Here is a 25,089-nt window from a genome sequence, read left to right on the forward strand (position 1 = left end):
CTCCGGGTGCCACGCTCAGTAGACTTCCATGGACCCGCGGCCAATGGCAGCAACGGTCTGGACGTTCTTGTTTCACTAAATAAGGTTGTTTTGACGCTTTTCGGTGTCAATATTTTGGCTTATTTTTTTTGGATGATTTGTTTGTGCCAAAGTATTGACCTTATGCTGGCCATCCTAAACAATCGCTGCCGCAATGTCACATTGATATTTAAGCGGCGACCTGTTCTTTCGGTGCATGTTCCAGCTCCTGCTTTGAACTTTCCGACATACGGTTATTCCGGTTGCCATCATCCGATGCAGCGCCACGTTTCGCTGTGATCCAAGACAAGTGTTTCAGGAAGAAATCCACTATGCGTTCGCCCTTGTTCATGGCTTTACCCTTCGCCCTCGCCGCCAGTTTCGTCCAAGCACAAACCTTGCCGCAGGCCATGCAACAGGCGCTGGATGTCCACCCTGAAATTCAGGCGGGTGTGAACAGTCGCCTCGCGGCGGACTACCAGCTCAAGGCGGCCAAGGGCGGCTACCTGCCTAGGGTGGATCTCGCAGCTGGGTATGGCCGGGAAGGTACCGACAGCGTCACTACCCGTTCGGGTGGCACCAATCATTGGGAAACCTTGAACCGCAGCGAGTCGAGCCTGCGCCTGTCGCAAATGGTTTTTGACGGTTTTGCGACGTCGAGCGAAGTGGGGCGTCAACAAGCTACCGTCAATGCCCGTGCCTATTCGTTGCTGGACGCCTCCGAGCGCACCGGGCTGACCGTGGCCCAGGTTTACCTGGACGTGCTGACCCGTCGCGAGTTCGTGCGCCTGGCCGAGGAAAACCTCAAGAGCCACGAGCGCATCTTCGACCAGATCAAGCTGCGCACCAGTCGTGGCGTGGGCAGCGGTGCCGACCTGGACCAGGCCGAAGCGCGGATGGCCCAGGCCCGCAATAACCTGATCACCGAACAAACCAACCTGGCCGACGCCGAGACCAATTACCTCAGTGCGGTGGGCCAACTGCCCGATCAACTGGATCGTCCCGCCGATTTTCTGGCGCTGTTGCCGGCCAACCTGACCGAAGCCCGCGCCCAAATGCTGGAAAACAGCCCGGTACTGCGTTCTGCCGAAGCGGACATCGCGGCTGCCGAGCAGCAGTACGAGGCCGCCAAGTCGAGCTTCTACCCACGCTTCGACGCTGAACTGGGTCGCACCGCCGACAACGACCTGGACGGCCAGAACGGTCACAACAATGAATGGCAAGCCATGCTGCGCATGCGTTTCAACCTGTATGCCGGCGGCAGCAACAAGGCGGACCTGGAGTCCAAGTCGTACCTGTCCAATCAGGCCCTGGATATCCGCAACAACGCGCTGCGCCAGCTTAATGAAGAGCTGGGCCTGGCTTGGAACGCCTTGAACAACGCCAACGCCCAAGTGCCGATCGCCCAACAATACGTAGATCACAGCACGAGCGTGCGCACCGCCTACCAGAAACAGTTCAGCCTTGGCGAGCGGACCCTGCTTGACTTGCTCGACAGCGAAAACGAGCTGTTCAGCGCCTCCCGCCGCCTGGCGGAAATCAAGAATGTGCAACTGTTCACCCAATATCGGATCAAGGCGACCATGGGTCAGTTGCTCAAAAGTCAGGGCGTGGTCGCGCCGTTGGCATCGGTTGTGCAGAATGACGTGAAGCCCAAGGTTCAGTTGCCTGGGATGAATTGAGTCATCCATCCAGTTTTGATCAGCAAAGAGTGCCGAGCGTGGAATCAGAAGTCAGTCGAGTCGAACTCATCCATGATCCACGCACGCTGCACGATGACCCGTTGCTGGACGGTTTGCTGGCGCTCTGCATGCTGCATCAGAAGCCGGCCAGCGCGGCGATGCTCACCACGGGCCTACCGCTGCCCAAGCAACGGCTGAGCGTCGAGTTATTGTCGCGCGCAGCGGCCCGTGCCGGTTTGCAAGGTCGGGTGCTGCAACGCAAGCTTGAACAGATCCCGACCATCGCCATGCCGGCCCTGTTGCTGCTCAAGGACGGGCGCAGCGCCGTGTTGCTGGGCTGGGTTGGTGACGACCAGGCGCGGCTGCTGCTCAGCGAAAGCGATGGCGGTGAAGTGACGGTCAGTCGCGAATTGCTGGCTGATGACTACAGCGGCAAGGTCTTCTTCGCCCAACCCCAGCATAAATTTGACGTCAACCACGGCACGCTGATTCCCCGGGCGCGTTCGTGGTTCCGCGACACCCTCAAGCGTTCCCGTTGGCTGTACGCCGACGCCATCGCCGCCAGCCTGCTGATCAACATCATCGCCATGGCCGCGCCACTGTTCGTGATGAACGTCTACGACCGTGTGGTGCCGAACCAGGCCGAATCGACCCTGTGGGTGTTGGCCATCGGCATCACTGGCGCCTACATCTTCGACCTGATCCTCAAGATGCTGCGCAGTTTGTGCCTGGACCTGGCCGGCAAGAAAACCGACCTGATCATTTCGGCCACGCTGTTCGAGCGCATCGTCGGCATGGCCATGAAATACCGCCCGGCGCGGGTCGGCAGCTTTGCCCAGAACATCCATGAGTTCCAGAGCCTGCGGGACTTCCTCGCCTCGCTGACCCTCACCAGCCTGATCGATTTGCCGTTCACCCTGCTGATCTTCATGGTCATCGCGATCCTCGGTGGGCACCTGGTGTGGATTCCGGTGCTGGCGTTCCCGATTGCCCTGTTGATCGGCTATGCGTTGCAGAAACCCTTGGTGGCAACCATGGAGCGAACCATGGCCCTGGGCGCCGAGCGCCAGTCCAGCCTGATCGAAACCCTGGCGGGCCTGGATGCGGTGAAGGTCAACAACGCCGAGAGCGAGCGTCAGTACCAGTGGGAACAGACCATTGGCACCCTTAGCCGTCTCGAGCTGCGGGTGAAAATGCTGTCCGGCCTGGCGATGAACATCACCTTGCTGATCCAGCAACTGGCCGGGGTGATCATGATCGTCTTCGGCGTTTACCAGATCATTGACGGCAACCTGAGCATGGGCGGGTTGATCGCCTGCTACATGCTCAGCGGTCGCGCCCTCAGCCCATTGGCGTCGCTGTCTGGCCTGCTGACCCGCTACCAGCAGGCGCGGGTGACCATGACTTCGGTCGACCAGATGATGGAGCTGCCCCAGGAGCGCAACTTCGACGAGCGTCCGCTGAGCCGCAAGGTCCTGCAGGGCGCCGTTGAATGCCGTCAGTTGAATTTCACCTACCCGAACCAACAGAACGCCGCACTGAAGAACATCAACCTGGTGATCAAGCCGGGCGAGAAAATCGGCATCATCGGCCGCAGCGGTTCGGGCAAGAGCTCCTTGGCCAAGTTGCTGGTGGGCCTTTACCAGCCCGACGACGGCGCGTTGCTGGTAGACGGCGTGGACATCCGCCAGATCGACGTCAGCGAGCTGCGCTACAACATCGGTTATGTGCCCCAGGACATCCAACTGCTGGCCGGCACCCTGCGGGACAACCTGACCTCCGGCGCCCGTTACGTCGAAGACGAGCTGGTGCTCCAGGCCGCCGAGCTGGCAGGGGTGCATGAGTTCGCGCGCCTGCATCCGCAAGGCTATGAACTGCAGGTTGGTGAGCGTGGGCAGAACCTGTCCGGTGGCCAGCGCCAGAACGTCGCCCTGGCCCGCGCATTGCTGCTCAACCCGCCGATCCTGTTGCTGGACGAACCCACCAGCGCCATGGACAACACCGGCGAGGAGCGCTTGAAACAGCGCCTGGCCGCCGTGGTGGAAAACAAGACGGTACTGCTGGTGACGCATCGGGCATCCTTGCTGTCGCTGGTGGACCGCCTGCTGGTGATCGACCGTGGGCAGATACTGGCCGACGGCCCGAAAGCGGTCGTGATGGAAGCGTTGAAGAAGGGGCAGATCAGTGTTGCTTAAGTCGGGTTTCAAGGACGCCATCGGCCGCTATTTCAAAGGTTCTGCCTCGCTGCACGGCCAGCCGCTGCCCGAGGTCAACAAAGCCCTGATCGAAGACGCCCCACGGGTGGTGCGCCTGACGATCTGGGGGATCATCGGCTTCTTTGTGTTCCTCGGTCTGTGGGCCAACTTCGCGGTGATCGACGAAGTGACCAAGGGCGACGGCAAGGCGATTCCATCGTCCAAGATCCAGAAAATCCAGAACCTGGAGGGGGGTATCGTCGCCGAGCTGTTCGTCACTGAAGGGCAGATCGTCGAAGCGGGTGCGCCGTTGATTCGCCTGGATGACACACGGTTTGTCTCCAACGTCGGGGAAACCGAGGCTGACCGCCTGTCCATGCTGTTGCGGGTCGAACGTCTGAGTGCCGAGGTCGATGATCGACCGTTGAATTTCCCCGCCGATGTGCTCAAGGCCGTGCCGGGCCAGGCCGCCAGCGAGGAGTCGCTGTACATCAGCCGCCGTCAGCAGTTGCACGATGAAATTGGCGGGTTGCAGGAACAATTGATCCAGCGTCAGCAGGAACTGCGCGAGTTCGTTTCCAAGCAGGCGCAGTACCGCTCCGGCCTGGCGCTGCAACGCCAGGAAATCAACATGTCCGAGCCGTTGGTGGCCCAGGGTGCGGTATCGCCGGTGGAAGTGCTGCGGCTCAAGCGCGCCGAGGTTGAAACCCGCGGGCAACTGGACGCCACGACGCTGGCGATTCCCCGCGCCGAATCGGCGATCAAGGAAGTTCAGCGCAAGATCGACGAGACCCGCGGCAAGTTTCGCAGCGAAGCCCTGACCCAACTCAACGAAGCACGCACCGACCTGAACAAGGCTCAGGCCACCGGCAAGGCCCTGGAAGATCGGGTGAGCCGGACCCTGGTGACATCGCCGGTACGCGGCATCGTCAACAAGTTGCTGGTGAACACCATCGGCGGGGTGATCCAGCCCGGCAGTGACCTGGTGGAAATTGTGCCGTTGGACGACACCATTCTAGTGGAAGCGAAAATCCGGCCACAGGACATCGCCTTCTTGCACCCCGGCCAGGACGCCACGGTGAAATTCACCGCCTACGACTACACCATTTATGGCGGGATGAAAGCCAAGCTGGAACAGATCGGCGCCGATACCATCACCGATGAAGACAAGAAAACCACCTACTACATCATCAAGCTGCGCACCGAGCGCAGCCACCTGGGCACCGATGAAAAACCGCTGCTGATCATTCCCGGCATGGTCGCCTCGGTGGACATCATCACCGGCAAGAAAACCGTGCTCAGCTACCTGCTCAAGCCGATCATCAAGGCCCGGGCCGAGGCGTTGCACGAGCGGTAATGCGCTGGCCTGCGTCTCCTAAAATCGCCAAACGGGAAAAGCTGTAATGAGCTAAGTACCGAAACTACCTCCACTCGCGATTAATGAAGCGAATTCATTTATTTTTCCTGACGTCGGTTGTGCCCGTGGTACGCGGAGGTGGTGGTTTGGAGGGTGTAACATCCCTTCTGGTTGAATAGCCAGTATTTTGAGGTGGTGGTTGGTTGCTTGGAAGCGACGTTCTGTTTGCATAACCGCCGGCCTTGTCAGAGAGCAAGTTAAGCGGTCCTTTCGTCGTTGTCGGCCCCGTACTTGGCTGGCTAGGCATATTGGCCACCCATTCTCTGAGTTGTTTTGTAATGTCGCCGAGTTCTTTTATACCCTGGCTAATTGGGGGGATGGGCAACTGACTAGTTGTCAATCCCAGAGTAGGGGCAACTACATCGTCGAGCTTCTTCACAACCGCCGCGACCGCCGCGGCCGCTATAACCTTCAAGAAGAAGTGGCCCGTCGGATCCAAATTCAACACCGGTTCACCGCCGCAATACATGTATGCATTCAACCCGCCCTCACCAAACGGACTCATGCTGTCCGGGCTATGAAAGCGCATCAGTCGTGGGTTGTAGACGCGATAGCCATTACCCAGATAGTACCGTTCGGGCATCGTTTCGCGCCGTTCACCGTTGAATCCCAATTGGCATATGACCTCAAGCTGTGCCGATTGGTGACCATACGGTGAGTACGCAATGGGATTGGTATTGCCCGCGTCGAGTTCAGCGAGTACCGAGTTTTTGAGATCCACTGCCAGCAACACCGTACGTTGCTGGCTCGGATTCGCTTGGTCGTTCGGTTTGCTTTGAATCATACGAAGCACTCGTAAGAGTGAGGCTGGGAGCTGTTGGCCATAGTTCTACTCTCCTTGCGCAGGGTGGAGAACTATCAGAACTGTTAGTTGTTCCCTCTTTCTGGGTTGTCTGGGCTGACGCCTTCGCGAGCGAGCCCGCTCCCACAGTTGGTCGGCGTTGAGCTCGATATTTCGGTTCTACATAGATCCAGTGTGGGAGCGGGCTTGCTCGCGAAGGCGGGCTTCAAGCCACCACAGGCACATCAGCCCGCTGCTTGCACCTCAAGCCGATCCATCGCCCGCTCCACCAGCAAATGCACCCCATCAGCCATCCGACTGATCGCCAGGATCACGCTGCGACGGGTGCCATCGACGTCGTCGGTCAGGTCGGCGGCGATGGCGCTGATGGACAGCAGGTCTTCGGAGGCATTGGCCAGCAGGGTTTCGGTGTCGATGTCCGGGGCGACCATGAAAAGTTGGGCTGTTTGGGTTTTGCCCGAGGCCTCATCGGCGGGTTTGGGGTTGAGGTAATAATCGAGGACGCGTTCGGCGGTTTCGTCGAGTTTTTTGGATTTCGAGGATTTGTCGGAGTCGTTGCCAGGATTACCTGGCGGATTCGGAGTTACTTTGAACATTAGAGATATCCTAAACAGTAATTGGAAAGCGTCACCGTTCGCTTGCACGCGAATGAGGGTGGCGGCCGTACGCAGGTGTGCAAGACCGGGCCTGTTTAGGACACCCAGCAGATCCAGGGATCTCCCGCGCGCAGCCGCCATAAAGCCAGAGGGCAGAAAGCCTCTGATCGACATAGCGTCGCATCCTAAACAGTTTGTTCGGACTTGCACGTCCGTGTCACCGTTTTTTCAGTGACAAACCCAGACTAGCGGGGGACCCCAAGCCGGACAAGTTCACCAAAGCCGCTACAACTTGAAGGAAATCTCCTAGGACCCTGCCGTACGAGCCGCGCACCAATTAGCCAAGTAAAATGCCTTCCTTTTCCTTTAGACTGGCCGCCCTCAGCAAGCCTTCAGGACACGGAATGCCAGCCTCTCACAGCACCCTTCGCCAAGCCCTGGTCATTTGGTTGTATGTCGCCGCCCTGATGCACCTGCTCGGCGGTGTCACGCTGACCTGGGCAGGCCATTCGGGATTGTTCGATGACTATCTGCTGACCCTCGAGCAGGCTTTCTGGGCCACCGACGTGGCGCCCGCGGCGGCCAGGGCGCAACAAGTCTGGTGGGTGGCGTTGTTCGGCGCCACGTTGCAAAGTTATTCGCTGTACATGCTCGCCCTCGTCCACATCGGCAATCGCTTGAAACGCGCCATGCCCTGGGGATGGTTGATCGCCGGCATCGTGCTCTGGGCGCCCCAGGACATGCTGGTTTCCGCTCAGGCACGGGTCTGGTCGCATCTGTGGCTCGACAGCCTCGCACTGCTTGCCCTGTTGCCGCCGCTGTTCTGGCTTTATCGCCATGATCGCCGGACCTCCCCATGAGCAAGCCGCGGATGTACCTGCTGGCCGGCAACGGCAGCGCCGCCGATTGGTGGGATGACGCCTTAGCGCACTTTGAACGCTACGACGTGGTGCCGCTGGAGTTGCCGGGTTTTGGCAGCAACCCACAAGCCCCTTGCGAGGACCTGGCGGCCTACGCTCAAGCGTTGCTGACGGTGACGGTCAAGGGCAGCGCGATCATGGCGGTCGGGGTCAACGCGTTGCTGGTGTTGCATGCCTTGCAGCGTCAGCCAGGGCACTTTTGCCGCAGTGTGTTATTGGCGCCGGTCGGCGCCTTTTTGTGGCAGCGGCGATTGCCGGCGTTGATGTCGCCGCTGCCGATTCGCAAGACCATTCACTGGCTGCTTTCGAACGAGCCGACGCTGTTTGCCCACAAGTTCTCCCGCCAGACCTGGACGCCCGCGCAGTACCAACGCATGGGCGCTGGGTACGCCCGTTGTCGCGCTTTTGTGCCGCACTGGGATCTGGTGCGGGCGGACACCGCGTTGCCGTTGCTGGAGTGGATCACCGACCCGGTCGAATTGGTCTGGGGCGATCAGGACAAGGTGCTGGGCGTCGAGCAGGCGGCGGCCTGGTCGGCCATTCTTGCCCGCGCCGATTTGACCATCAGCCTGAAACCCGGCTGGGGCCACTACCCATGGATTGACGCACCGGCCGAGTTCGCCGCATGGCTGGAGTCGGGTGAGCGTGGGTTCGTCGCGCACACCAAGGGTGGGCGCTTGCGTCTGGCGGCATTGGCCGGGCAAGCGGTACCCACGGCGCTGTCACTCAACGATTGTCACGACCCGCGCTTGCCGGCGTTTCTCGACAGCCAACCGGACGCCCTCTGGGCGGTGCGCTCTTCCAGCTACGGAGAGGATCAGGCCGATGCGGCCAATGCTGGCTTGAGCACCACGTTCCTGCGCGAGCCGACATCCAACGTGTCGGAGCGCGTCGCCGAGTTGAGCGCGGCGGGTGTCGAGGAAGTGGTGGTGCAGCGCTTCATCACACCACGGCTGTCTGGAATCGCATTCGTGCGTCACCTGTCCGTTGAATTGGAATGGGTCGAAGGGCATCTGGAGTCGTTGGCCGATGGCAAGGTGAGCCCCGAACGCGCGATCATTTCCCGCCTCGGCGCGTCATGGAACAGTGACACATTCAAGCCAGCCCATGGCCTGACCGAAGACCTGCTGTGGCGTTTCCTGCAAGGTGTGCTGCGGGTCTTTCACTACGTGCCCGGCGACGTTGAATGGGCCTGGGATGGCACGCAGCTCTGGCTGCTGCAGTACCGGCCGATCAGCGACTACGGCTGGCGCCGGCACCTGACCGCCGCCAACATCGCCGAGATCCTGCCGCCGCAACCCAGCGTGTTGGTGGAGTACGCCCAGCGCCGCGCGGCGGCAAGCATTCCGGCGATCATGGCCCGTTGGGACTCAAGGGTGTTGCAGGACAACGAACCGTTCACCGCTGTGTTTGGCGGCGCTTCGTACATCAACAATGATCTGTTCCTCGCGCGACTGGCCGACTGGGGCATCAGTGCCAGCAGCTACGCCGGTGAGGTCGGCGGCGCCACCCCGCATCTACCTTGGCGGCCCCTGCGCCTGCTGCGTTCGTTGCCGTTGTTCCTGCGTATGCAGCGCATCGCGCGTGGCCATTTGCTGACGCTGGAAAACGGCCTGCAACGCTTTGACCGCGAGCTGCTTGAACTGACCGGGCAAGGTGCTGACGGCCAACAACTGGCCGACTGGTTCACCCGGTTCTATGTGTTCGTGGTGCAGGGCAACCTGTGTATCGCGACCGCATTGGCCAGCAGCGGCGGCGATTTGCTGGGGCGACCTCCAACCGCCTATGACGACCTTGAACACAGCCCGCACCGGCTGCCCTGGGAAACCGACCCGGCGACGCCACGCCCAGCCTCCACCGAGCTGCCATTGCAGGCATTCCCCCAATGGCCCCTGGCGATTCGCCTGGCCCATGGGGCCGGTCTGCCGGGTTTACGCGGTTACTACCTGCAAGTGCGCGAATGGTATCGCGACAACCTGATGCGAATTTTCTTTCGCCTGCACCACGCCATGCCGACGGGGGACCGGGCACAGTGGTTCGCGCCGCACCCGGACATTCGCAGCCGTGACGGCAGTTTCTGGCAGGACGGTCGTGAAGGCACCGAGCAGGCAAGCGGCTTCCTGATCTATCCGGGCCAGGCTCAAGGCATCCTGGGTGAGGACATTCTGCTGGAAGACACCCTCGACCCTGGTCGTCATGCCCACTATCAAAGCGCCCGGGCAGTGATTGCACGCATGGGCGGGCGCTTGTCCCACGGCTCGACGCTACTGCGTGAACTGCGCAAACCCTCGGCGGTATTGCCTCAGGTCGATGTGGCTTGGTTGGGGCGTGAGGTGGTGTATTGCGATGGTGAGTTGAGGTTGGTGGAGTAGGCCTGCGCGATGTCTGTCGATCACAGGGAGTGCGTTCAGCTCAGGGGCTGTTCTCAATCCCCAGAAACGAAAAAACCGGTCGAAGCCGGTGTTTTCACCCCAACGGCCAGAGAATTTAATCTCTGCGTACGGGGTTGAGTATGACCACCAGATTTCTCACCTCTCACGGCCTCTCCCTTGACGCCCCCCACCGCTGTCGTAGACTCCGACCATCCGTCAGGGAGTAACGGTCATGCGGCGTTTGAGTAGTTGGGTTGTGGGATTGACCTTTGTAACGTGTGGTATCCAGGCGCAAACGCCTGTAGCAGACGATCCATTGCTTGAGGGCAACGTCACGGCCAGCGCGTCGGGCGGCAATGAGGCGCGAGGGGTGCTTCGGGCGCGGGATCAGGCGGTGCTGGCCAGCGAGTTGGCTGGGCGTATCGTCGAGTTGCCGTTCAGTGAGGGCGAGTCGTTCAAGAAGGGCGACACTTTGGCGCGTTTCGACTGCTCGGCGTATCAGGCCCAGCTCAATGCGGCCCAGGCGGCGAGTCGTGGTGCCAGTGAAGAGCTGGCGCATAACCGGCAATTGGCGGCATTGAAATCTGTCGGACGTTTTGAAGTGTCGCGGGCCGAGGCTCGGCTCAACGAGACTCAGGCGCAGTCCCAGGTGTATCAGGTTCAGGTCAAGCGCTGCAGCGTGATCGCACCGTTCGACGGGCAAGTGGTGGCGCGCAAGGTCCAGCGTTATGAAAGCGTGGCGGCCGGTGCGCCGTTGCTGGACGTGGTGGACAACCGCACCCTGGAGATCCATCTACTGGTGCCTTCGCGTTGGATGGACCGGCTCAAGCCCGGTCAGCCTTTCACCTTTGTCCCCGATGAAACCGGCAAGCCGTTGCAAGCGACGGTCAAGCGCCTGGGCGCACGCATCGATGAGGGCAGCCAGACCTTGCTGCTGGTGGCGAGCGTGCCAGATGCCAGTGGCTTGCTGTCTGGAATGAGCGGTACGGCGCGTTTCTCGGAGTCCAAGTGAACGCGCCGGTTACGGGCAGTGCCGAGCAGGTGTTTGCCCGCTTCCTTGACCTGGAGCGCCAGACGCGGGCCGCGCGTACTCCGGCGCAACTGAGCTACAGCCTGGTTAACGACGGCCAGGCCCTGTTCGGGTTTCGCCACGCCGCGCTGTTGATCGCCGGCAAGGTCCAGGCCGTGACCGGCGTCAGTGCCGTGGAGCCGAATGCGCCGTTCGTGGCGTTTGTCGAGCAGGCGGTGGCGCAGTTGTTCAAGCAGGGAGTGTTGAATCAGGCCCGGGTGATTGCCGCCGATAGCCTGAGCGAATCCATCCGCGCGGACTGGCGAAGCCTGTCGGCCGTGCAGGTGTTCTGGCTGCCGTTGATCGATCATCAGGGTCAGGTGTTCGGCGGCTTGTGGTTGGCCCGTGACCTGCCGTGGACCCCGTCGGAGCAAGTGTTGCTGTCGCAGTTGGGCGACACCTACAGCCACGCCTGGCTGGCGCTGCAACCGCGCAAACCGTGGCGCCTGCGCTGGACGCGTAAACGCCAGGTTGCGCTGGTGGTGGTGCTCTTGCTCGGCTTGTTGATTCCTGTGCGCCAGTCAGTGTTGGCCCCTGCCGAAGTGGTGCCATTGGGCGGACAAGTCGTTGCGGCGCCGCTGGACGGGGTGATCGCCGAGTTCCTGGTCAAACCCAACCAGAACGTCAAGAACGGCGACCTGCTGCTGCGCTTCGAAAGCACCAGCCTCAAGGCCCAGGCCGATGTCGCCGAGCGAGCCTTGGGCGTGGCCGAGGCGGAGCTCAAGGCCAATTCCCAGCGTTCGTTTGCCGATGCTGAATCGAGCTCCAAGATTGATTTGCTGGCCGCCCGCGTCGAACAGAAACGGGCCGAACGCAACTATGCCCTTGAGCTGCTCAAGCGCAGTGAAGTGCGTGCCGAACGGGACGGTATTGCGGTGTTTGCCGATGCCGAACGCTGGCTCGGCAAGCCGGTGCAAACCGGCGAGCGCCTGATGGAAATTGCCGACCCGAACCAAGCCGAATTGCGCATCGAGCTGGCGGTGGGCGATGCGATTGCCCTGGCGCCCGGGGCGCAGGTGGCGTTGTTTCTCGACAGCGATCCGTTGCAGCGGCACCTGGCCCGGCTTGAGCGTTCGGCCTACGAAGCGCAATCCACCGCCGCCGGGCAACTGGCGTATCGGCTGGATGCGCGCTTCGATGCGACGGCGCCGCGCATCGGCTTGCGGGGTACGGCGAAAATCTTCGGTGACCGAGCGCCGCTGGCGCTGTATCTGTTGCGTCGGCCGCTGGCCGGGCTGCGCCAGAGCGTAGGCCTGTAGCATGGACTTGCCGAGCCTGCGGCCGGACCTGCAATTGTCCCCGGCGGCGTCGGACCCGGACGGTTCGCCCCAGTGGACCCTGGCCGACCCGGTGCGCGGGCGTTATTTCAAGCTGGGCGCGGCGGCGATGCGCATGTTGCGGCACTGGTCCCTTGGCGACCCGGAACAGGTGCTGCAAGCCGCGAACCGCGAGCCGGGCCTGCCGCTCAATGGCGAATCGCTGGAGCAGTTGCTGGGCTTTTTGCGCGGTCACGATCTGATCAGTGCGATGGACCCGCAACAGCGCGATAGCTATCAATTCAAGACCGCTGCCCAGCGCCAGAGCCTGTGGCAAATCCTGCTGCATCAATACCTGTTTTTCCGCATTCCGCTGTGGCGCCCGGACGCCTTTCTCAATCGCGCCTGGCCCTGGTTGGCGCGGTTCGGCCCGGGGATCTTGCGCTATGGCATGCCGCTGACCCTGGGCCTGGGTATTTTCCTGGTGTCGCGGGACTGGCAGCGCTTCGTCGCGACCTTTCCACACTTGTTCAGCCTGGGCGGTGCGTTGGCGTTCGGGGTGGCGTTGTTTTTCGCCAAACTGTGCCACGAGTTCGGCCATGCCTTCATGGCCAAGCGCGCCGGTTGCCGTGTGCAAAGCATGGGTGTGGCGTTCATGGTGCTGTTGCCGATGTTCTATACCGACGTCAGCGACGCCTGGCGGATCAACGACCGCCGGGCCCGGCTGCTGATCGGTGCCGGTGGGGTGCTGGCGGAATTGCTGCTGGCGTGCATCGCGTTGCTGGCCTGGTCACTGCTGCCCGACGGGCCGGCGCGCACTGCCGCGTTCATGCTGGCCAGCGCCACGTGGATCACTACGCTGATCATTAATCTGAACCCGTTCATGCGCTTTGACGGTTATTTCCTGCTCAGTGATTTCTGGGGTGTGGATAACCTTCAGGGGCGGGCGTTCGCCCTGTGTCGCTGGCGTCTGCGCGAAGCCTTGTTCGGCTATGGCGTGGCGGCGCCGGAACCCTGGTCACCGAAGATGCGCCGCCGTTTGCTGGTGTGGGGGTACGGCGCCTGGTTGTGGCGCGCAGCATTGTTTTTCGGCATTGCCCTGGCGGTCTATCACTTGTTCTTCAAGGTGCTGGGCATTTTTCTGATGTTGGTGGAATTGGTCTGGTTCATCTTTATGCCCATTGTGAATGAGTGGCGGCAATGGTGGAGTCGCCGCGAGCAGGCCCACGGTCCGCGAGTGCTGCTGACCGGCCTGGTCTTGCTGATGTTGGCTTTGGTGCTGGTGCTGCCCTGGCGCAGCGCCGTGGAGGTGCCGGCCATGCTTGAAGCCGGCCGCGCCAGTGCCCTGCATGCGCCTGTGGCGGCGCGGGTCAAACAGGTGAATGTGCACGACGGCCAGACCGTGGCCCCGGGCGATGTGTTGATTGAGCTGGAATCACCGGACATGGCTTCGCGATTGACCATCGTGCGTCGAGAAATCGAGATCCAGCAATTGCAGATGCGCCGTCAGGCCGGGCGCAGCGAAACGGCCGCCGATGCCGGTATCGTCGAACAGCAACTGGCCGAAGCGGTGGCCGAGTACCGGGGCCTGGTCGCCCAGCGTGAACGCCTGTTGTTGCGTGCGCCCCATGCCGGGCAGGTGCGTGACCTGCTGCCGCAACTGTCGGTGGGACGCTGGTTATCGCCCACCCAGCCGCTGGCGCGGGTGGTGCAGAGCGATTCGCGGTTGCGCGGCTACCTCACCGAAGCCGAGCTTTGGCGGGTCGGGCCCGGAGCCACGGGACGCTTCATCGCTGACGATCCGATGCACACCTCGATTGTCGTGCAACTGAATGAGATCGACACCAACGGCGTGGCCTGGGTCGAACAGCAGGCGTTGACGTCCGACCACCACGGGCCGATTGCCGTGCGCCGCGATTCGCAACAACGGGCCGAGCCCGTCCAGGCGCAGTATGGCGTGCGTTTGAGTGCTGTTGACGACACGTCCGCTCCGGTGCAACCGCTGCGGGGCGTGGTGGTGTTGCAGGGACAGGGTGAGTCCGTGCTGGGAGCGGCCTGGCGTCGGTTGGCGGCGTTGGGCGTCAGGGAAAGCGGGTTTTAAGGAGCGAGCATGAATTCAGTGGCGGCGGAGGGGTTGGTGGTACGGCCATCGCAGGTCAGCGATGGGCCGTTTTTGCAGAGTCTTTACCAGGCGGCGCGGCCTGACCTGCAATGGATCGACGGCGAGCACGAGCAAGTGCAGCAGGTGGTTGCCCAGCAATTCCAGGTGCAGGAGCAGGGGTTGGGCGAGAGTTTCCCCAACGCCATGCATTACGTCGTGGAAAAACTCGGCACCGCTATTGGCGCCTTGAGTACTGATTTTGGCCCCAATGAAATCCGCGTGCTGTACCTGGCGTTCATCCCCCAGGCGCGCGGGCAGGGTTACGGTCGGGCAGTGCTGCAAGGAGTGCAGAAAGCCGCGCAACAAATCCGCTGCCCGGTGGCGACCGTGGTCTGGAGCAGCAACCCCCACGCGCGCCAGCACTATCTGGCGCTGGGCTTTGAAGTGCAGGAACGCAACCCGGCGGCGGAGCGGTTGGTTTGGTATCCGAAGGGGAACTGAGCAGTTTCTGATTTGCCACCTGTTCAATGTGGGAGCGAGCTTGCTCGCGATGACGGAGGGTCAGTCAGCCTAGGTGTTGAATGCGCTGCCGCCATCGCGAGCAAGCTCGCTCCCACACGGGATCATCAGTCTTTAGTTGAAGGCGATGTAGAAATACCCCAGTGCCGGATCCCGTCCCATGGGCGGTATCCGCGACACGAACACCCCTTCGAGCCTCCCCAGTTCAGGCACTTCCAGTGCGCACAACCCATCCACGAAATCGGTGCTTTCCAGGCTATTGAATTCCACGCTGAACGGCATGCGCTCAACGTTTGGCATCTTCGACCGTGGTGTTTCTTCGAGGCTCTCGATCCGCACCGGCAAAGAGCTGCCGTCGGGCAGGGTCAGGCTGCTGGTCTGGCCCAGCAGCAGTTGAAAATGGCGGCTATGAACCTGTTGCAGCATGTCGACACTCCAAAAGCCGGAGGGCCGCAGCCCTCCGGCTGTTCATCAGTTACGGGACGGGAAAAGACCGTTCAAGGCGACACTGAAGTTGATCGCTAGGAACGGGTTCATGATCGCCAGCGGCAAGCCGTTGCCTGCCGGGGAAATCGTGCCGTCGATGCTCGTGCTCACGCCCTTGACAGGTACCGGTGAGGCACCTATCTGGTCGGAATAGATATTCGCCGCGCCCGGCCCGGTGCCCGAGGTGCCGATGAACGAATTGGTGGCCGTGGGTGTGTTCACCGGGTTGCTGGCCGGGTTCGCCAGTTGCAGGGTGGTGGAGGCGGTGAGTCCCGCCAGAGTGTGGGTGTGGGCGGGTAGGTTGTTGAGCGTCGGGGTGACGTTTTCGGTGCCGGAGACTTCGCCGATGACACGCGGCGTCAGCCCTTGGCCGTTGCCTTGTCCCAAGAGCGTGCGGCCTTGCAGATTGGGGAGCATGAAGTTGGTGGTGCCGTTGCCTCCGTAGTACGTGCCGAGCAGGGAGAACAACGCCTGGTATTGGGAAATGCCGAGTATCTGCCCGTTGCACAGCGCCCACCCATTGGGGGCAAAGTTAAAGGCAAACGGCTGGATGGTGCCCATAAATACTTCCATAGATTCCTCATCCCTTCAGATTGTTGGTTTGGTAATACCGGCAGGGTCCAAGGGAGAGGATTGCGATCAGCCCGACTTCTTCACTCCCTGGCCTGGTGACGCACGGCTGAGCGTAGACCGAGATATTTCATTCTGCTGGGCTGGAAGGGCGGAAAAATGTTGCCCAGTGGCTTAATCGATTCAGGTTCGCATGGTGCCTATACCGTCCATCTTTTTTACGGATTTGGCTGGGGCTGATATCAAAGTAGTACTAGTCGGCGATTGTTTCCTCGTCTACGCTTGCGTACAAAAGGACTACAAACAAGGTGAATGGATTGCCGCAGTTTCACTTCATTTCCGGTTTGCCGCGCTCGGGCTCGACCCTGCTTTCTGCCATTTTGCTGCAGAACCCGCGCTTTCATGCCGGCATGACCAGCCCCGTCGGTTCGCTGTTTAGCAGCGTCCTGCAGCAGTGCAGCGCCGGCAGTGAATTCGGCTCGGTGATCGACACCGAACTGCGCCGTCGCTTATTGCGCGGACTGTTCGATTCCTACTACGCCGACAAGGCCGACAAACCTGTCATCTTTGATACAAACCGCCAATGGTGCGCACGCCTGCCGGCCCTGCATGACCTGTTTCCCCAGGCCAAGACCATCGCCTGCGTGCGCAACGTCGCCTGGGTGCTCGACAGCCTCGAGCGGCTCTACCGTGCCAACCCGTTCGAGAACACCAAGCTGTTCAATGACGACGACGAGCGCAACACCGTCTACAGCCGCTGTGAAACCCTGGCCCAGCGCAACCGCCTGGTGGGGTTTGCCTGGACTGCGCTCAAAGAGGCCTATTACGGCGAAAACGCCGAGTCGATGCTGATTGTCGATTACGACCTGCTGAGCCAGGCCCCGGAGCGGGTGATGCGGCTGGTGTACGAGTTCATCGACGAGCCCTGGTTCGAGCACGATTTCAATCACTTGACCTACGACGCGCCAGCCTTCGACCAGGCCTTGGGCGTTGCCGGCCTGCATAGGGTCAAGCCCAAGGTCGCGCCGCAAGCCCGGCGGACCCTGCTGCCGCCGGATCTGTTTGAAAAGTATGCCGAGTTGTCGTTCTGGCGCGATGGGTCCTCCAGCGCTGCCAATGTCATTCGTATGAAAACCGACGCCGCGATCAGCTGATTGCGGTTTTTTTCATTGGTGTGTTCAAGAAGTTCGAGTCCAGGTGATCGTCATGTGGTGGAGCAAAGGCAAATCGCGGGTAACCGAGGGCGCACAGGCCCTGGCATCGCCAATGATCATGTCCCTGGAGCCGCGAATGCTGTTCGACGGCGCGGTGGCCGCAACCGTGGCCGATGCCGCGCAGCCGGACGCCCAGCCCACCGCCGACGCGGCCAAGACGCCCACGGCGGACCAGGCGTCAGACAACCATGCGCCGCAGGGACAGGTCGATGCTACTGACGCCACCGTTGCGGGCAAGACCGTGGTGTTTGTCGATTCCCGGGTCAAGGATTCCGCCAGTTTGCTCGAAGGCGTCGCGCCCGGTACCCAGGTGGTGCAACTCGATGCCACCAAGGACGGCTTGCAACAGATCGCCGATTACCTGGACACCCACCAGGGCATCAGCTCGGTACAAATCATCGCCCACGGCAACGCCGGTGATTTGTGGCTGGGCAACAGCTACCTGTCGGCGGACAACGTCCAGGCCCGCAGCGACGTGCTGGCGCAGATCGGCCAGGACATGAATGCCGGTGGCGATATCCTGATCTACGGCTGCTACACCGCCGAAGGTGATCGCGGCCTGAGCCTGGTCGATTCATTGGCGCAGTTGACCGGCCGCGATGTGGCGGCGTCCAACGACCGTACCGGCCTTGGCGGTGACTGGGACCTGGAAATCGCCACCGGCAACATTGAAAGCGCCAACGTGCTCTCGGCCAACGCCATGAGCGAGTACCAATGGGGCCTGGCCACCTGGACGGCCACCAACAACCTCAATTCGGGTGTCGGTTCTTTGCGCGCAGCCCTGAGCTCGGCGCAGAACGGCGACATCGTTACGTTCAATACCAGCATGACCGTCGCGCTGACCCAGGTGTTGGACGTCAATAAAAACGTCACCATCGATGGTGATCTCAACAACGATAACGTGGCCGACGTCACCCTCGACGGGCAATACCGTACCCAGATTATCAACGTGACAGCCGGGACGACGGCGACCCTCGATGGGCTGGTGATCACCCGGGGCATGACGGCGGGCAACGGCGGCAATGGTGGCGACGATGCACTGGTGTCCAAGGGCGGTGGTATCTACAACGCTGGCACCTTGACCCTGAGAAACGTCACGGTCACCGCGAACGCCGCGTCGGGCGGTGGCGGCGGCGGTGGTGTGACGCCGCAATACGCCGGTGGCGGCGGTGGCGGTGGCGGCGCGATCACTGGCGGTACCGGCGGCAAGGGTGGCGACACCCTCAACGCCACGGGCTCTAACGGCTCGGCTGGGCAGGGCGGTGCCGGTGGTGGTTTCTTCAACATGGGCGGGCGTGGCGGTTCCTCCACCGGCGGGGCTGGCGGTTCCGCGTATCCGGGCTACAGCACCGGCTCCGCGGGCGGTACGGCCACCAGCGGTGGGCTGTCCATCGGCGGTGGTGGTGGCGGTGACGGCTATAACGATATTGGCGGCGCCGGTGGCGGAGCGGTCGGCGGTATTTATAACGATACCGGCGCGACCCTGCGGATCATTGGCAACTCAGTGATTTCCAACAACGTCGGCGCGGGCGGCGGCGGTGGCGGCGGTGGTGCCGGTGGCGGTTACAACCACACGGGCGGCGCCGGTGGCGTCGGTGTCGGCGCCATCTGGAACAAAGGCTCGATCCTGATCACCGCCGCCAACTTCGCGGCCTTGGCCGGCAACGTCGGCGGCAGTGGCGTGGGAGGGACGAGTGCCGGCAGCGCTGGCGTTTCCCCGGCGTCGGTAGCCAACGTCTACGGCGATGGTGGCACCATCAACACTAGCTATGTGCCGGACGAGACGCCGCCCACTGCGACCGTCGTGGTAGCCAATACCAGCCTGAACTCCGGCGGTACGTCGCTGGTGACCATCACCTTCTCCGAGGCCGTGACCGGTCTCACCGCGGCGGACCTGACGGTGCAGAACGGCACCGTCGGGGTCTTGAGCAGTGGCGACGGCGGCATCACCTGGACCGGTACGCTGACCGCGGCCAGCAACATCGCCGACACCACCAACGTCATCACCCTGAACAACACCGGCGTTGCCGACCTGGCCGGCAACGCTGGCGTAGGCACCACCGACTCGAACAATTACGTGGTCAACGATACCGTGGCGCCCACGGCTTCCATCGTCGTGAACGATACCGCCCTGAGAGCGGGTGAAACCTCCCTGGTGACCATCACCTTCTCCGAGGCTGTCAGCGGCTTCACCGCCGCCGACCTGACGGTGGACAACGGCTCGCTCAGCGGGCTGAGCTCCAGCGATGGCGGGATTACCTGGACTGCGACTCTGACGCCAGACGCGGCCGTCACCGACACCAGTAACCTCGTCACCCTGAACAACACCGGGGTCGCGGACCTCAATGGCAATGCTGGCGTCGGCACCACCAACTCCAACAACTACGCCATCGACACCCTGCGCCCCACCGCCAGCATCGTGGTGGCCGACACCGCGCTGCGTGTTGGCGAAACGTCGCTGGTGACCATTACCTTCAACGAGGCCGTAAGCGGGTTCACCACCGCCGACCTGACGGTCGCCAACGGTACGGTCACCGGGCTGAGCAGCAGCGACGGCGGCATTACCTGGACCGGGACCCTGACCCCGAGCGCCAGCGTCAGCGACACTAGCAACTTGATCACATTGGCCAATACCGGTATTGCCGACTTGTCCGGAAACACCGGCACGGGCACCACCGACTCGAACAACTACGCCATCGACACGCTGCGTCCGACCGCCACGATCGTGGTAGCCGATACCGCGCTGAACATCGGTGAGACTTCGCTGGTGACGATCACCTTCAGCGAGGCCGTGACCGGTTTCACCCTGGCCGACATGACGGTGGCCAACGGCAGCCTGAGCGGGCTGAGCAGCAGCGACGGCGGCATCACCTGGACCGCGACGCTCACCCCGAGCGCCAGCATCACCGATGCCACCAACCTGATCATCCTGGCCAATACCGGCTTGACGGATGCCGCCGGAAACACCGGCACTGGCACCACCAGTTCCAACAACTATGCCGTCGATACGCAGCGCCCGACCGCCACCATCGTGGTGGCCGACACCGCGCTGAGCGTGGGCGAAACCTCGCTGGTCACCATCACCTTCAACGAAGCAGTGACAGGCTTTACCACCGCCGACCTGACGGTCGCCAACGGTACAATCACCGGATTGAGCAGCGGCGACGGCGGTATCACCTGGACTGGGACGCTGACGCCAAGTGCCAGTGTCAGCGACACCACCAACCTGATCACCCTGGATAACACCGGCGTTACAGACTCGGCGGGCAACGCCGGCAGCGGTACCACCGACTCCAACAACTACGCCATCGACACCGCGCGGCCCACCGCCACCGTCGTGGTCGCCGATACGGCCATTGCCGTGGGCGAAACCTCGTTGGTGACGATTACCTTCAACGAGGCGGTGACCGGTTTCACCCTGGCCGACCTGACTGTTGCCAACGGCAGCCTGAGCGGGTTGAGCACCAGCGACAACATCACCTACACCGCGACCTTCACGCCAAGCGCTGGCATCAGCGATGTCACCAACCTGATCACGCTCAATAACACAGGCGTGGTGGATGGCGCAGGCAATACCGGCAGTGGTACCACCGACTCCAACAACTACGTCGTCGACACGCTGCGCCCGACTGCCACCATCGTGGTCGCCGATACGGCACTGAATGTCGGCGAAACTTCGCTGGTGACCATCACCTTCTCCGAAGCGGTGACGGGCTTCGACAATTCGGACCTGAGCATCGCCAACGGTACGCTGAGTGCGGTCAGCAGCAGTGATGGCGGCCTCACCTGGACGGCCACCTTCACCCCGGCCCTCGGGGTCAGCGACACGTCCAACGTCATCACCCTGAACAACACCGGCGTCAGCGATGCGGCGGGTAACACCGGCACCGGCACCACCAACTCCAACAACTACCAGGTCGACACCAACGTACCGACGGCGACCATCGTGATTGCCGATAGCACACTGAGCATCGGCGAGACGTCATTGGTCACCGTGACCTTCAACTCGGCGGTCAGCGGGTTCGACAATTCGGACTTGACCGTCAGCAACGGCACGCTCAGCACCATGAGCAGCACCGACGGCGGCGTCACCTGGACGGCTACGTTCACGCCGAGCGCCAGCATTTCCGACACCAGCAACGTGATCACCCTGGACAATACCGGCTTGATCAACGGCGCAGGCAACGCGGGCGTCGGCACCACGGACTCCAACAACTACGTGGTCGATACCGTGCGCCCCACCGCGACCATCGTCGTGGCTGACACGGCCATTGCCGCCGGCGAGACTTCGCTGGTGACCATCACCTTCAGCGAGGCGGTAAGCGCTTTCACCAGCGCTGACCTGACGGTCGCCAACGGTGTGATTTCCGGGTTGAGCAGCAGCGACGGCGGTGTCACCTGGACGGCGACCTTCACGCCGACCGATGGCATCACCGACACCAGTAATGTCATCTCGCTCAACAGCGGCGGTGTCGTCGATGCGGCGGGCAACGCGAATGTCGGCACCACCGATTCGAATAACTACAGCCTCGACAGCCAGCGCCCAACCGCCACTGTCGTGCTGAGCGATTCACTGTTGAGACCGGGCGAGACTGCCCAGGTGACCATCACCTTCAGCGAGGCGGTGAGCGGTTTCAGCAACGCTGACCTGAGCGTGGCCAATGGCACCTTGAGCGCTGTCAGCAGCAGCGACGGTGGCCTGACCTGGACCGCCACCTTCACCCCGGACCTGGGCGTGACCGACGCCACCAACCTGATCGTCCTGGACAACACCGGGGTCAGCGACGCGGCGGGCAACACCGGGACCGGCACTACCAATTCGGCTAACTACGCGGTTGAGACACGGGTGCCGACCGCCACAGTCGTGGTGGCGGATAACTCACTCACGGTGGGTGAAACCTCATTGGTGACCATCACCTTCTCGGAAGCGGTCAGCGGGTTCGACAATGCCGACCTGAGTGTCAGCAATGGCACGTTGAGCAGCGTCTCCTCCACCGATGGCGGCGTGACCTGGACGGCCACCTTCACCCCGACGACCAGCATCACTGACACCAGCAACCTGATCAGCCTGGACACCAGCGGTGTGGTCAACGCTTCGGGCAATAGCGGTGTTGGCGTGGTGGACTCCAACAATTACGCGATCGACACGGTGCGCCCAGGCGCCACCATCACCGTGGGCGATACCACGCTGGGCATCGGCCAGAGCACCACCGTGACCATCAGCTTCACCGAGGCAGTGTCCGGTTTCGACCTGTCGGACCTCAGCGTCGCCAATGGTGTGTTGTCCAACCTCGCCAGCAGCGACGGTGGCCTGACCTGGACGGCGACCCTGACACCTACGGCGGGCGTGACCGACGCCACCAACCTGATCTTGCTCGACGCCAGTACTGTGCAGGACATCGCTGGCAACGCCGGCGTGGGTATCGCGATCTCTGCCAATTACGCACTCGACGCCACCCGGCCGACCGCGACCATTGTGGTCGCCGACTCGAACCTGAGTGTGGGCGAGACGACCCAGGTGACCTTCACCTTCAGCGAAGCCGTGACGGACTTTGACCTGTCGGACCTCAGCGTCACCAACGGTGAACTGACCAACCTGACCACCAGCGACGGCGGCAGGACCTGGACGGCGACGTTCACCCCGACGGTGAATCTCACCGACCCGAGCAACTTCATTGCCCTGGACACCAGCAACGTCAGCGACCTGACAGGGAACGCCGGGGCCAGCGTGGCGGTGTCCAACAATTACGCGATCGACACTGTGGTGCCCAACGATGTGAAGCCGCCGCCGGAATTCCTGACGTCGGACCCGGTCACGGTCGTTCCACCGTCCGAGGTGCCGTTGCAGCCGATCGTTTTCACACCGCCAACGGGCGACCTTGGTTCACCGCTGGGCTTCCCACCGCTGTTCGAGCAAAGGGACGTGGGCGGTGGTCTTCGGCCGATAGGGGACATTTTCATCAACCGTGGCGAACTGGCGCCGAGCTATATCGCGCAAGTATTCAGCAGCGACGCTGCTGGCGATGGTTCAGGCCAGGGCTTCCTGGGCTTTGGTGGTGGCGATGGCGGGGTGTTCGGCAGCAGCACGGTCTCGGGCCTGTTCAACCAGAACACAGGCTCCGACGGTGAATCGATGGAAGCTTTCGGCAGCCAATCGATGCAGGGCGGCGATGCGTCCCAAGGCTTGCGCGGGATGTTCGGCGCACCGACGCTGGGTCAGCAACTGCAACAACTCAAGGACACGGAACAGCGTCAGGTCAATAGCTTGGCAATGGCTTTACAGCAGGTCGGCATCAGTCAAGCGCAGGCCTGAACATCATAAGAAATTGGGGCAGTCAGGGGCAATCCAGGGAATGAATAGAAGTCAGAAGTTATTCACAGTGAGTGTGCTGGCGTTGGTGGTGAGTGGATGTGCCGTCACCAGCGAACCGATCGAGCGTAGTGTCAGCGAACAGCGCGCTCGAACCGATCTACAGAATATGTACAAGGATCAGGAGCCCCTCAGCGGTCCGCTGACCTTGCACCAGGCCATGGCTCGAGCGGTGAAGTACAACCTCGAAGGCCGCTTGAAGATCATGGAAGAAGCCCTGGCCAAGCGTCAGCTGGATCTGGCCAGTTTCGACATGCTGCCGCGCATGGCCCTGGACGCCGGTTACGTGGGCCGCAACAACGTCAGTGCCTCCAGCAGCCAGAGCGTGGAAACCGGCACCCAGTCCCTGGAACCCTCGACTTCCCAGGACCGCGACCGTGAAGTGGCAGACCTGACCATGGTCTGGAACGTGCTCGATTTCGGTGTGAGCTACATCAGTGCCAAACAGGCCGGGGACCAGCGTTTGATCGTGCAGGAGCGTCGGCGCAAGGTGGTCAACACCATCGTCCAGGACGTGCGTTCGGCGTACTGGCGCGCCATGGCCGCCGAGCGTCTGCTCAAGCAGATCGACAGTCTCATGGCCCGGGTCGAGGCGGCACGAGGCAACAGCCAAAGCATGAGCGAGCAGCGCATCGGTGACCCGGTGCAGGCGCTGGGTTACCAGCGCTCGCTGATCCAGGCCACGCGCCAGCTCGAAGAACAGCGCCGGGCGCTGTCCTTGGCCAAGACCGAACTGGCGACTTTGATTAACCTGCCCCTGGGCACCGAACTGACCCTGGCGACCCGGGATGAATACGAGATCCCGGAGCTCAAGGTCGACCTGGCCCGTCTCGAACAGGAGGCCTTGACCAGCCGTCCGGAACTGCGCGAGCAGGATTACCAGACACGCATCACCGCCGCCGAAACCCGCAAGGCCATGCTGCGCCTGTTGCCGGGCCTGGAGTTTTCCGCCGGCGGGCACTACGACAGCAACTCGTTCCTGGTGGAGCAGGGCTGGGCCGACTATGGCGTGAAAGTCACCTGGAACCTGTTCAACGTGATCTCCGCCCCGGCGGCCATCGATGTGGCCAAGGCTGGTGAAGAAGTGGCGGCGGCGCGGCGTCAGGCGATGTCGATTGCCGTGCTGGCGCAGTTGTACGTGGCCAATGCCAACTACCGTGAGGCATTGCGTCAGTTCAAGACCAATCAGCAATTGTCGGACATCGACGGGCAAATCGTCGGCCAACTGCGCAGCCGTCACCAGGCCGCTGGCCTGGGTGAGCTGGACCTGATTCAGGGTGAGCTGAACACCTTGCAGGCCGATCTGCGGCGGGACTTGTCCTATGCCGACCTGCGCAACGCCTATGGCCAGATCTTCGCCAGCGCCGGCCTCGACCCGCTGCCAAGCGAAGTGCAATCGACCGAGGTACAGTCGATTGCCACGGCGCTGGCTAACCGCGAGGAGGCTTGGGCCCAGGGGAATATCTCGGTGCCGACGGCTGCGGTGACTCAATAAGCGGGCG

Annotated in this window: 17 protein-coding genes; 12 read left to right on the forward strand and 5 right to left on the reverse strand. The window is 62.1% G+C overall.

Features of this window, described 5'->3' with window-relative positions; genetic code table 11:
* Positions 1-208: 208 nt before the first annotated feature.
* Positions 209-370: a hypothetical protein gene (locus EPZ47_RS30065; protein WP_158296343.1), complete on the reverse strand. Its 162-nt coding sequence runs from the start codon at positions 368-370 to the stop codon at positions 209-211.
* Between EPZ47_RS30065 and EPZ47_RS00910 the strand changes: the two genes are divergently transcribed.
* From EPZ47_RS00910 to EPZ47_RS00920, 3 genes are read left to right on the forward strand one after another with little or no spacing between them, the layout of a single operon-like run.
* Entirely contained in the window at positions 351-1,700 is a 1,350-nt protein-coding gene (locus EPZ47_RS00910) for a TolC family outer membrane protein (protein ID WP_135843112.1), read from the forward strand. The genes EPZ47_RS30065 and EPZ47_RS00910 overlap by 20 nt on opposite strands.
* A 38-nt stretch (positions 1,701-1,738) precedes the next feature.
* Positions 1,739-3,895: a type I secretion system permease/ATPase gene (locus tag EPZ47_RS00915; RefSeq protein ID WP_135843113.1), complete on the forward strand. Its 2,157-nt coding sequence runs from the start codon at positions 1,739-1,741 to the stop codon at positions 3,893-3,895.
* Positions 3,885-5,252 carry an HlyD family type I secretion periplasmic adaptor subunit gene (locus tag EPZ47_RS00920; protein ID WP_135843114.1) on the forward strand — a complete coding sequence of 456 codons (1,368 nt, stop codon included), beginning with the start codon at positions 3,885-3,887 and terminating at the stop codon, positions 5,250-5,252. Before EPZ47_RS00915 ends, EPZ47_RS00920 begins: the two co-directional genes overlap by 11 nt.
* A 94-nt stretch (positions 5,253-5,346) precedes the next feature.
* Here the strand turns inward: EPZ47_RS00920 and EPZ47_RS00925 are convergent, their stop codons facing one another.
* Both EPZ47_RS00925 and EPZ47_RS00930 read right to left on the reverse strand, forming a co-directional pair.
* Positions 5,347-6,096 (reverse strand): RHS repeat-associated core domain-containing protein, encoded by a 750-nt coding sequence (locus tag EPZ47_RS00925; RefSeq protein ID WP_135843115.1) that lies wholly within the window; start codon positions 6,094-6,096, stop codon positions 5,347-5,349.
* A 242-nt stretch (positions 6,097-6,338) separates the two neighbouring features.
* Positions 6,339-6,710: a DUF6124 family protein gene (locus tag EPZ47_RS00930; protein ID WP_135843116.1), complete on the reverse strand. Its 372-nt coding sequence runs from the start codon at positions 6,708-6,710 to the stop codon at positions 6,339-6,341.
* Between the two features lie 404 nt (positions 6,711-7,114).
* Between EPZ47_RS00930 and EPZ47_RS00935 the strand changes: the two genes are divergently transcribed.
* The 6 genes from EPZ47_RS00935 to EPZ47_RS00960 all read left to right on the forward strand — a co-directional run bounded on the left by EPZ47_RS00935 (position 7,115) and on the right by EPZ47_RS00960 (position 14,929).
* Complete coding sequence (locus tag EPZ47_RS00935) at positions 7,115-7,570, forward strand: cell division protein (RefSeq protein ID WP_178084230.1); 456 nt, start codon at positions 7,115-7,117, stop codon at positions 7,568-7,570.
* Positions 7,567-10,002, forward strand: coding sequence for an alpha/beta fold hydrolase (locus tag EPZ47_RS00940; RefSeq protein WP_135843117.1), 2,436 nt, complete (start codon positions 7,567-7,569; stop codon positions 10,000-10,002). Before EPZ47_RS00935 ends, EPZ47_RS00940 begins: the two co-directional genes overlap by 4 nt.
* Positions 10,003-10,234: 232 nt before the next feature.
* A complete protein-coding gene (locus tag EPZ47_RS00945; RefSeq protein WP_135843118.1) occupies positions 10,235-11,014 on the forward strand; it encodes an efflux RND transporter periplasmic adaptor subunit in 780 nt (259 codons plus the stop codon).
* The gene (locus EPZ47_RS00950; protein WP_135843119.1) at positions 11,011-12,330 is read left to right on the forward strand and encodes an efflux RND transporter periplasmic adaptor subunit; all 1,320 of its coding nucleotides are present in this window, start codon (positions 11,011-11,013) and stop codon (positions 12,328-12,330) included. The genes EPZ47_RS00945 and EPZ47_RS00950 overlap by 4 nt, the downstream gene beginning before the upstream one ends.
* A 1-nt stretch (position 12,331) precedes the next feature.
* Positions 12,332-14,428 carry a site-2 protease family protein gene (locus EPZ47_RS00955; RefSeq protein ID WP_135843120.1) on the forward strand — a complete coding sequence of 699 codons (2,097 nt, stop codon included), beginning with the start codon at positions 12,332-12,334 and terminating at the stop codon, positions 14,426-14,428.
* A 9-nt stretch (positions 14,429-14,437) separates the two neighbouring features.
* Complete coding sequence (locus EPZ47_RS00960; RefSeq protein ID WP_135843121.1) at positions 14,438-14,929, forward strand: GNAT family N-acetyltransferase; 492 nt, start codon at positions 14,438-14,440, stop codon at positions 14,927-14,929.
* Positions 14,930-15,061: 132 nt separating this feature from the next.
* Here EPZ47_RS00960 and EPZ47_RS00970 read toward each other — a convergent pair whose 3' ends face one another.
* Together EPZ47_RS00970 and EPZ47_RS00975 are read right to left on the reverse strand one after the other, a co-directional pair.
* Positions 15,062-15,373 carry a DUF6916 family protein gene (locus tag EPZ47_RS00970; protein ID WP_135843122.1) on the reverse strand — a complete coding sequence of 104 codons (312 nt, stop codon included), beginning with the start codon at positions 15,371-15,373 and terminating at the stop codon, positions 15,062-15,064.
* Positions 15,374-15,418: 45 nt separating this feature from the next.
* Positions 15,419-16,006 carry a phage tail protein gene (locus EPZ47_RS00975; RefSeq protein WP_135843123.1) on the reverse strand — a complete coding sequence of 196 codons (588 nt, stop codon included), beginning with the start codon at positions 16,004-16,006 and terminating at the stop codon, positions 15,419-15,421.
* 305 nt (positions 16,007-16,311) lie between these two features.
* On the opposite strand from EPZ47_RS00975, the gene EPZ47_RS00980 reads away from it, so the two are divergent.
* The 3 genes from EPZ47_RS00980 to EPZ47_RS00990 are packed head-to-tail and all read left to right on the forward strand — an operon-like array spanning position 16,312 to position 25,082.
* On the forward strand, positions 16,312-17,157 hold the full coding sequence (locus tag EPZ47_RS00980; RefSeq protein WP_135843124.1) for a sulfotransferase family protein: 846 nt from the start codon (positions 16,312-16,314) through the stop codon (positions 17,155-17,157).
* Positions 17,158-17,209: 52 nt separating this feature from the next.
* Positions 17,210-23,530, forward strand: a complete 6,321-nt coding sequence (locus tag EPZ47_RS00985; protein ID WP_135843125.1) for an Ig-like domain-containing protein — start codon at positions 17,210-17,212, stop codon at positions 23,528-23,530.
* Between the two features lie 40 nt (positions 23,531-23,570).
* Positions 23,571-25,082 (forward strand): TolC family protein, encoded by a 1,512-nt coding sequence (locus EPZ47_RS00990; RefSeq protein WP_135843126.1) that lies wholly within the window; start codon positions 23,571-23,573, stop codon positions 25,080-25,082.
* Positions 25,083-25,089: the final 7 nt, after the last annotated feature.

The organism is Pseudomonas viciae, from assembly GCF_004786035.1.
In the GTDB taxonomy this organism is placed as follows: Bacteria; Pseudomonadota; Gammaproteobacteria; order Pseudomonadales; family Pseudomonadaceae; genus Aquipseudomonas; species Aquipseudomonas viciae.